Below are 8,255 nucleotides of genomic sequence, written 5' to 3'. Positions count from 1 at the left end.
AGCTCCGGCGCCAACCCCAACGCCGGCACCGGCCCCGGCCCCAGCGCCAGGCCCGGCTCCGGCCCCAGCCCTGGCTTCAGTCCCAGCCCTGGCCCCGGTCTCGGTCCCAGACCCAGACCCGGTCTCGCCCGGCACGTTCGCTGTACCTGCAGCCAGCCGCTCGGCACGAGCGAGCAGGTCCATGACGTCGCGCCCGGCCAGGTTCAGGTCGGGCCAGTCCCCCAACCGCCCATCACCACCAGCGGTCGGCCCCACACCGCCCTGGCCATGACGGCGAGCGCCTCGGCGCTGCCCCTCAGCGGCCGGGCCATCACCCCCGACGCGGTGGCCATCAGCGCCCCGGCGGCGACCAACGTTCCGAGCGTCACCGCGGCCCTGCCAGATTCCGTCCCAGGCCAACAGGTCGGCACGGTTGTACCCAGGCCGCCGTAGCTCCTCCCGACCGAAAAGAGCTCCATCGTCGATCCCGAGGCGCTGCGGCTCGGCCCCGCGACCAACCTCTTCTCCTGGCTCGGCCGTCTTCTCACGGGTGGGCGCTACGGGAGCGGGCATGATCGGCCATCGCAAGGGACCCGAAAGCCGGCCACCGCCGTCAGACTTGTGGTCTTCAGCCGCATCAGGGAAGCCGAGCAGCCGCCGCGCCCAGGACAGCGTCTCGTCCGGCTCGCCGCGTCGCCTACCTCGCCCGGCAGAGCGCGTCGTGTCATTCAGTACGGGATCAGGGGCTCCTCCGCCGTCACCGGCACTGCGGGCGCGGTCGAGGAGAACCGCGCCATAGGAGTCGCCGGAGAAGCGCTCGGATCCGATGAACGGCGTGTGCCACCTGGACCCGCGCCGCCGTCGCGAAGACGTGGAATGCGCGGCGGATGAGGGGGACGGAGGCGCGTCCTCCGGTCGGTGCGACAGCAGTACGCCACCCGAAAGCATCATCTCTTCACACCCCCGCTCCCACTCTGATCGTCGATCCTCTGCGAGGATATCGTTCACACGTTCGATATTCAACTCTGAGTAGTCACACTTGTGCTATTTGTGAGCGTCGCGCACGGCATTCCGTTTAGTCGGCATTCGCGAGCGGGGAGGTCGCGCCACGGTTGGCGTCTTGGTGTTTCTGGTGTCTCGTCATCGCCGTCGACTCCACCAGGAGCGGGTGACCTACAGCTAGGACCAACGATGCCGCCGGGTTTGCGCAGCTTGCGTCCACGTGTCGGCGGCCGCCCGCGTGGGCCAGGTGTACGACGAGCAGGACCCAGGCTGCCGCCAATGCGCCCCTTCAGCGCCGTGCCCACCATTTCGGTTCACGCCGCCGCACCACGGCGACGCCGTCAGTCCCCCTACGGCCGGGGCATTGTTCCGGTCCACCGGTGTCGCATATCGGGTCACGCACGGCAGGGTTGCGGCCTGTCTCCGATGACGGGCTGGACAAGCATGACCTGCGCTCCCGGCCGCTGCGCGGCGGGCGGCCGCGCTCCGGCCGCGGCCTGCGCAGCAGCGATCGCATCAGCGTGCCGGCGGACGGGCGCGGTCCTGCCGCGTCAGGACGCGGCCTCCGCGCATCGGCACGGCCGACCTCGTGCGTGCCACGGCCCGATCCCGTTACGCCAACACGCGTCCCGGAGCACTCCGGCTCAGGCCGTCAGCGTTCGCCGGGCTTCCGGTAGACGACGACACGGTCTCCCCGAGCCGGATACGACATGATGAGCAGCCGTTGCCGATCACGTACGCCGTCCTTCGACCTTTCCCATGAGTAGTGGATCCGGATGCGGTAGTGGCCTTTGCCCCGGACGGCGAGGTTGGGCAGCGAGTCGCCGCCCAACGGGTGGGCGAGCCTGATCTCGCCGCTGACGCTGAGGTAGCCGACCTCGACCACGCGCTGCCATCCCGTGGTCTCCACGGGCGGGCGCCGATCGTACGTCTCGGTCGCGACGCAGAGCGGGGCGTCCGAGTCGACACCGAGGCCGAGGAACCCCGGCCTGACGGTCAGCAGGTCGTCCGCGTAGGACGGATCGCTCGCCTCGAAGTCCTCCCCGGCGATGTCAGGTTCGTACGCCTCCAGGGCGCCGTAGTCCACCATCGTCACCGGGTCCCACTGGACGACCCTGGACACCGGTCTGATCCGGGGCCGGTGGCGGCGCGCGGTGGCGCAGACGCGCCGCCGTGCCTCCGCCCACTCTCGCGTCTCGCGGTCCTGTCGCTCCTGTTCGGCCGCGACGACGACGGCGGCGCTCGGGCAGATTTCCGCGAGGGCATGGCTGAGATCCCTGACCTGGACTCCGTCCGCGCAGTGGACGCGGGCGAGTTCCGCCGGGTCGTTTCGCGTGTGGACATCGCACAGCCGGCGGCCGTAGGCGACCAGGAACCGGTCCGGGAGGTCCGGCGCGACCTTCAGCATGCCGGTGGCTCCCCGCGTGGCGCAGATGAAGGCTTTCTCACCTGTCGGCGCGGCCGGCTCGGTCCCTCTCTCCCACCGCCCCGCGCACTCCCGGGCGGTGGTGACCGGGCCGCCTCCCTGGTCGGCCACCGAAAGGAAGCACAGCGGGGCGGCAGCGGCTGCCACCGTCGCCGCGACCCGGAGCCGCGAGTGCGGTCGGCCGACGGAACCCGGCAGCGCCGCCAGGAGCAGGAGGGCCGCCGCGGCGAAGGCGCCGCCGAACCACAGCCGCGAGACACCGGAGAGATGGCCGTCGAGCATGGAGGACATCAGGTCGGGGTCGCCCCAGACCTGGAGGCCGGACGCGAGGTCGTCGGCCCGGGCGGCGGCGGTGAGCGCGATGACGACCTCGACCGCGGCGGCGGCGAGCAGGACGAGCACCGTCGCCCGCGCCAGGCCGGACGTCCTCCGCAGGACCGCGACGAGGACCAGCACGGACAGGCCACCCAGCACTGCGACGGTGTCGACCAGCGATGCGAGCGCTCTCGGCACAAGGTCGGGGAAGCCGTTCGGCGCGTAGGAGGTCCAGCCGAACGAGATCCCCGCTCCGGGCCACGGCGGCGTGCCGTCGAGGAGGCCGATTGCCGGCGGGAGCAGGGGCAGCGCGACCGCCACCACAGCGAGCGGCCACGAGCGGAGCGGCGCAGGACGCGGCCGAGCCGCCCGCGCATCGGCCTCCGCCTGCGGGCCGGCGAGCTCGTGGGCGGAACGCGCCTGCCACACCACCAGCAGCAGGGCGGTCGCGGTGGCCAGGCCGCGCATCACAGGCGCGACGCCGTCGCCCGCCCGGGCGAAGAGAAACGTGGTGGAGAACGGGACCAGCAGGTACGGCGCCGCCGCGGAGCAGAACCCCGCCCACACGGTGGCCCGCCTCCACCTGCCGTCCACGGCCTGGGCGACCAGGAGCAGCACGATGCCCAGGGTCCAGGGCAGCCCGTACAGCTCGGTGGCGCCGAAGATCCGCCCGACGACCGGGGCGTCGAAGTAGTCGGCCACCTCCGTGCCGATCCAGCTCACCTCGCCCAACGCCAGGGCCGCCGCGGCGAAGGCCGCCGTCGCCCGCGCGGTCCCGCGCAGCACGACGAAGAACAGCACGGCGAGGATGAGCCACCCGAGCCCGGCGGCGGCTTCGGCCCACCACGGGACGTCCACCGGGACCACGTCGAGCAGGCCGAAGGCCACCTGGACGTACAGCACCGCCCGAAGCCCGCGCACGGCGCGGCCGGCCGCCGCCGGCACCGGGCCTGCCTGGCGCCCCCGCAGGATCTGCCACAGCGCCCACCCATGGAACGCGGCGATGAGGACGAGGATCGGCACCCACCCGACGGAGAGCCCTCCCTCCTGCTCGTACGTCAGCAGCCGGGCGAGAAGCCCGGCGTCGCCGGTGACCAGCGCGATGACACCGAACAGGACGGCCGCGGCGGTGTAGGCGGCGGCGACCAAGGCGGCAAACCAGCCGAAACGATAACGACGCACGTGCTGCTTCCCGGGGGTGAAGGGCCGGAGGCGCCCTGCGGAGAGTGGTCGACAACCTACCGGTCGCCGCCGACAAACTCCCGCGACGTACGGCAGGGCCCCAGCGCCGGGCGCCCACGTGGAGTGCGCCGCGCGTGCCGCCTGGTCGCCGAGCACCCGTGCTCCGGCAGCACACGTACCTCGTGGAGGCTCATCTCTTCACGCAGCCCGTCACCCGCCGGGCCCGAGTACTACGTCACGTCTTGTTCAGGTAGGCGAGGACGGCGAGAACGCGGCGGTTGTTGTTCTCGTCATCGGAGATCCCGAGCTTGCCGAACATGGAGGTGGTGTACTTGCTGATGGCGCTCTCACTGAGGAAGAGCCGCTGGCCGATGGCCTGGTTGGACAGTCCTTCCGCCATGAGGCCGAGCACGGAGTGTTCGCGCTCGGTGAGCTGTTCGAGTCGTCGGTTGGACGATCCGCTGGACAGCAGTTTGGCGATGACGGCCGGGTCCATGGCGGTCCCGCCATCGGCGACGCGTTCCATGGCGTCGATGAACTGATCGGCGTCGAACACGCTCTCTTTGAGGAAGTACCCGATGCCACCCGCGCCGTCGGCCAGGAGTTCGCGGGCATACAGCTGTTCGACGTGCTGGGAAAGGATCAAGACCGGCAGTCCGGGCAGTTCGCGGCGGGCGGCGAGGGCCGCCCGCAGGCCCTCATCCGACTGGGTCGGCGGCATGCGGACGTCGACGATGGACACGTCCGGCCGCCACGTCAGCAGTGCACCGAGCGTCTCGGGTCCGGTGGTCGCCGTCGCCACCACCTCGTGTCCGTACGCCTCGATGAGGCGGACCATCCCGTCGCGCAGGAGGTAGAGGTCTTCGGCTACAACGATTCGCATGGCAGCATCATCCTCACGCAGGTCGGGCCGCCTGCCGGGCTGGTGACCTCCACGGTGCCGTCGAAGACCGCGAGGCGGCGACGCAGCCCATCGAGTCCGCCGCCGGGTCGCACGCCGGCGCCACCGCGGCCGTCGTCCTCGACATCGACGACGATGCCGGTGTCGTCCCGGACGATGGAGATCCGCGCCCGTGTCGCGTGGGCGTGCTTGACCGCGTTGGTCAGCAGTTCGGCGACTCCGAAGTACATCGCGGACTCGATCGGCGGGTCCAGGCGTAGCTGAACATCGGCGGTGACGGCCGTTTCGAGCGGGCTGTCCAACGCGAGAGCGCGTACGGCGTCGATCAGCCCTCGTTCGTTCAGCACCGGCGGGTTGATCCCCCTGACCAGTTCGCGGAGCTCGGTCAGTGACGTGGCGGCGCCGGCCCGCGCGTTCCGCAGCAGCGCCCTGGCCTGGTCAAGGTCGGTTTCCATCAGCTTCTCCGCGGTCGCCAAGGAGAGCCCGAGCGCGACCAGGCGTGCCTGTGCTCCGTCGTGCAGGTCCCGCTCGATCCGGCGGATCTCGGCGGCCTGCGCGACCGTTGTATCCGCGCGCTGGGCCGTCAGCTCGTCCACCCGGTCCGCCAGTGCCATAGCAGGCGACGCGCGCAGGAAGCGGACGGCGACCGGCTCGACGGACCGCCAGGCGTACGGGGCGCCGCCGATCGCCACGGCCAGGCCGAGCACCCCGGCAAGGCGCGCAGCCGGTGTTGATTGGCCGAATCCGAGTGCCGCCGCCGCGACCCCGGCCGGCGGGATCGCGCAGATCACTCCCGCGGTGATCGGTGCGATGGCCGTGAACCGCAGGTCACGCCAGGTGGCGGGGTCCTTCCACCGGGTCCGCCACTGCTGGTCCATGCGGGCGTCCCGGCTGGTGCGCTCGTAGGAGTACCCGTTCCACCAGTACCCGGTGGCCATCTGTGTCACCGGCCCGGCCTGCCGATATCCGGCGGGAATGACGGTGCCCGTCCACTTCGCGACAAGGGAGCGGATCATTCGGCACACCGGGCGGCACAGGGCGAGCGTGCCGATGCACGCCCACAGGAACGGCACTATCCCCGACCACGGGTCTCCGTCCCACCACCAGATCCACAGCCCCGCCGCGGCGGCCCACACGGCCGGGACCAGCATGCTGACGACCACCACGACGCACGCTCGTACGAACCCCACGCAGGCGCTCGTCGACCACGACACCAGCTGCCTCATGATTCTTCCTTCTCATTCCATGACCCCCGACCGTGGCACTCGCGTCCTGAATGCGGCGATCTGACCCGGTACGGCTTGGCGTCTCCACTGTGCACCGCACCGGAGCCTGATCCGACCAGATCGGCTCTGAAGTAGGTCTGGCCCCACCCACCCGTACGTCCAGACCGATACCGCGCCATTCACGCGCTCCCTAGCGTCGTCAACCACACCAGACAACACGAGGGAAGAAGAAGCATGGAAACCACCGCCCACACCGCGGCCGAGGCCGCCCACCTCGACCGTCCACGCACGCGACGAGCCTTCGGCAAGGTGAAGATCCTCGTCGCGGCCTACGGTGCGCTCGGCGCCGCGGTCCTCATCACGGTCGCCATCCTCGCGATCACCGAACAGACGGCGACCTCGTTCATGTGGGGTCGATCGGCGGGAGTGCTCGCGAGCGCCGCGGTGACCTACTGGCTGACCGTCCTCGCCTCCCGGGGCGCACGATGGGCCTATCTACGCGTGCGCGTCATCTCGATCGTCATGCCGATCGCGATCATCGGCGTCGACATGATCCCCGGCATCTGCCCGGCGTGGTTCGCCATGATGCAGGCCGCCTGCGCTCTCGCCATCGCCGCGGCCGCTTTCATCGTCAACGGATCCGGACTTCGCGCCGCCTTTCCCAAGGCACGCTGACCCTCGGGTCCCGCATGCTCCTGGCGGAGCGGGCCGGGAAGAGGCGATCCCGATCGCCGGCTCGACGCCCCGGCGGGCGAGCAGGCGGGCGGGATCCACACCCTACGCGGGGGTGATCGTGAGGGTGACGCGGCCGGAGGTCCTGGTCCGAACGGTCAGGACGCGCCGCGCCGCGTCCCAGGTCGCCTCGCCTTCCGAGGCACGACCGCCGTCCGGGAAGCCGGCGGCGGGCAGGTAGATCTCCGTCGGCCCCGTCCCGTTGGCGTCGAAGTTCACCGTCAGCGAACGCGCCTCGGAGCGGATGTCCACGGGGACGCCGCCGATCGCCCTCGGGTACGGCCGGGCATAGGCCGCGACCAGCGGGGTGGCGGCGCCCTTCTCGTCGTACGGCCCCCACGAGCCCGGGTCCCGGGACCAGTACGCCATGCCCGTGCCCATCCCCTCCCCGAGCCGTACGACCTGGCCGACCAGGTCGGCGGCGCCCGGCCTGGTCATGTCGAGGCCGAACTCACCCAGCAGGATCGGGGCGTCGAGCCGGTCCGCCGTGCGGAGCACGTTGTCGCGCCACCAGCCGATCGTGCGGTCGGTCCACTCCTTGGAGTCCGCCGTGTAGTCGTCGCCCAGGTCGAGCGGCAGCGGGTAGAGGTGCGGAGCGAAGGCGATGCGCGGCGGGCCGTTCCGGGAGTCGTCGAAGTGCGGGAGCGCCGAGGGCAGCCCCCAGTTCACACCCACCGCCTGCGACTCCAGGAAGATCCAGCCATCCGGATCCACGGACCGGATCTCCGCGATGGTCGCCCGATAGAGCGCGGCGAGGGGGCCGGTCTCGAAGCGCGGGCCCTGGACGGAGCCGCCCCAGGGCTCGTTCATCAAGTCGTAGCCGAGGACCGCGGGGTCGTCCTTGAACCTGGCGGCGACCGCCTTCCACGCCTTGGCGTAGTGGTCCATCAACTCCGGATGCTCGCCGGTGGTGTTCCAGAAGTGGTCGAAGGCCCGGATGACGCCCGGCTCCAGGTAGTACGTCTCCCAGGTGGGCTGGTCGGTGTCGACCGGGAGCCCGTCGAGGTGGGTCGCCCATGCGGGGGCGCCGTTGCCCGCCGCACCGGTCGGGGTGATGGCGTTGCCCCACAGGTCCTGATGCATGTCGAGCATGACGTGGTAGCCGCGCTCGCCGTACCAGCGGACCCACTCCGCCACCTTGTCCAGATATTTCATGTCATAGGTGCCAGGCTGGGGCTCCACCGCGCGCCACATGATGAGGAACCGGACGAAGTTCGTCCCCATGTCGCGGTATTCGCGGTCGATGTCCGCCTCGGTGAGCTCGGGCAGGGTGTCCGGGGCGCCCTTGGTGCTGCCCGCCGTGTTGAAGCCGCGCAGGATGAGCGCCCGGCCTTGCTCGTCCGTGATGAAGCGGCCGCCCGGCTCTGGGGCGCCCCTGGTCGCCGCGACGACGCCCCCGGCGAGTACGGCCAGCGCGGCGAGGGACACGATCCACCGGGCTCTCTTCATCCGATCTCCGAGGGCTTCCGCAGGAAACGTGGACGCCGCTAGC

Annotated in this window: 6 protein-coding genes; 1 reads left to right on the top strand and 5 read right to left on the bottom strand. The window is 71.1% G+C overall.

Going from position 1 to position 8,255, the window contains the following annotated elements; genetic code table 11:
* Positions 1-203: 203 nt before the first annotated feature.
* From AWQ68_RS43240 to AWQ68_RS38835, 4 genes are all read right to left on the bottom strand, one after another.
* Positions 204-368, bottom strand: a complete 165-nt coding sequence (locus AWQ68_RS43240; protein WP_157546451.1) for a hypothetical protein — start codon at positions 366-368, stop codon at positions 204-206.
* Between the two features lie 1,265 nt (positions 369-1,633).
* Positions 1,634-3,904, bottom strand: coding sequence for a hypothetical protein (locus AWQ68_RS38845; RefSeq protein WP_157546448.1), 2,271 nt, complete (start codon positions 3,902-3,904; stop codon positions 1,634-1,636).
* A 235-nt stretch (positions 3,905-4,139) separates the two neighbouring features.
* Complete coding sequence (locus tag AWQ68_RS38840) at positions 4,140-4,787, bottom strand: response regulator transcription factor (protein ID WP_066951303.1); 648 nt, start codon at positions 4,785-4,787, stop codon at positions 4,140-4,142.
* Positions 4,772-6,031, bottom strand: a complete 1,260-nt coding sequence (locus AWQ68_RS38835) for a sensor histidine kinase (protein ID WP_066951302.1) — start codon at positions 6,029-6,031, stop codon at positions 4,772-4,774. The genes AWQ68_RS38840 and AWQ68_RS38835 overlap by 16 nt, the downstream gene beginning before the upstream one ends.
* 234 nt (positions 6,032-6,265) lie before the next feature.
* Here AWQ68_RS38835 and AWQ68_RS38830 point away from each other — a divergent pair, with 234 nt between their 5' ends.
* Positions 6,266-6,706, top strand: a complete 441-nt coding sequence (locus tag AWQ68_RS38830) for a hypothetical protein (protein ID WP_066951300.1) — start codon at positions 6,266-6,268, stop codon at positions 6,704-6,706.
* Positions 6,707-6,808: 102 nt separating this feature from the next.
* On the opposite strand, the gene AWQ68_RS38825 is transcribed toward AWQ68_RS38830, so the two are convergent.
* Entirely contained in the window at positions 6,809-8,212 is a 1,404-nt protein-coding gene (locus AWQ68_RS38825) for a cellulase family glycosylhydrolase (RefSeq protein ID WP_066951297.1), read from the bottom strand.
* Positions 8,213-8,255 lie beyond the last annotated feature (43 nt).

The sequence above is a fragment of the Microtetraspora fusca genome, from assembly GCF_001570365.1.
Classification (GTDB): domain Bacteria; phylum Actinomycetota; class Actinomycetes; order Streptosporangiales; family Streptosporangiaceae; genus Microtetraspora; species Microtetraspora fusca.
This window is presented reverse-complemented; position numbering and strand designations above follow the sequence as displayed.

Excerpts from the sequence above, each read along its gene's own strand:
- AWQ68_RS38830 (WP_066951300.1), top strand. The coding sequence starts at position 6,266 with ATGGAAACCACCGCCCACACCGCGGCCGAGGCCGCCCACCTCGACCGT.
- AWQ68_RS38840 (WP_066951303.1), bottom strand. The coding sequence starts at position 4,787 with ATGCGAATCGTTGTAGCCGAAGACCTCTACCTCCTGCGCGACGGGATG.
- AWQ68_RS38835 (WP_066951302.1), bottom strand. The coding sequence starts at position 6,031 with ATGAGGCAGCTGGTGTCGTGGTCGACGAGCGCCTGCGTGGGGTTCGTA.
- AWQ68_RS38825 (WP_066951297.1), bottom strand. The coding sequence starts at position 8,212 with ATGAAGAGAGCCCGGTGGATCGTGTCCCTCGCCGCGCTGGCCGTACTC.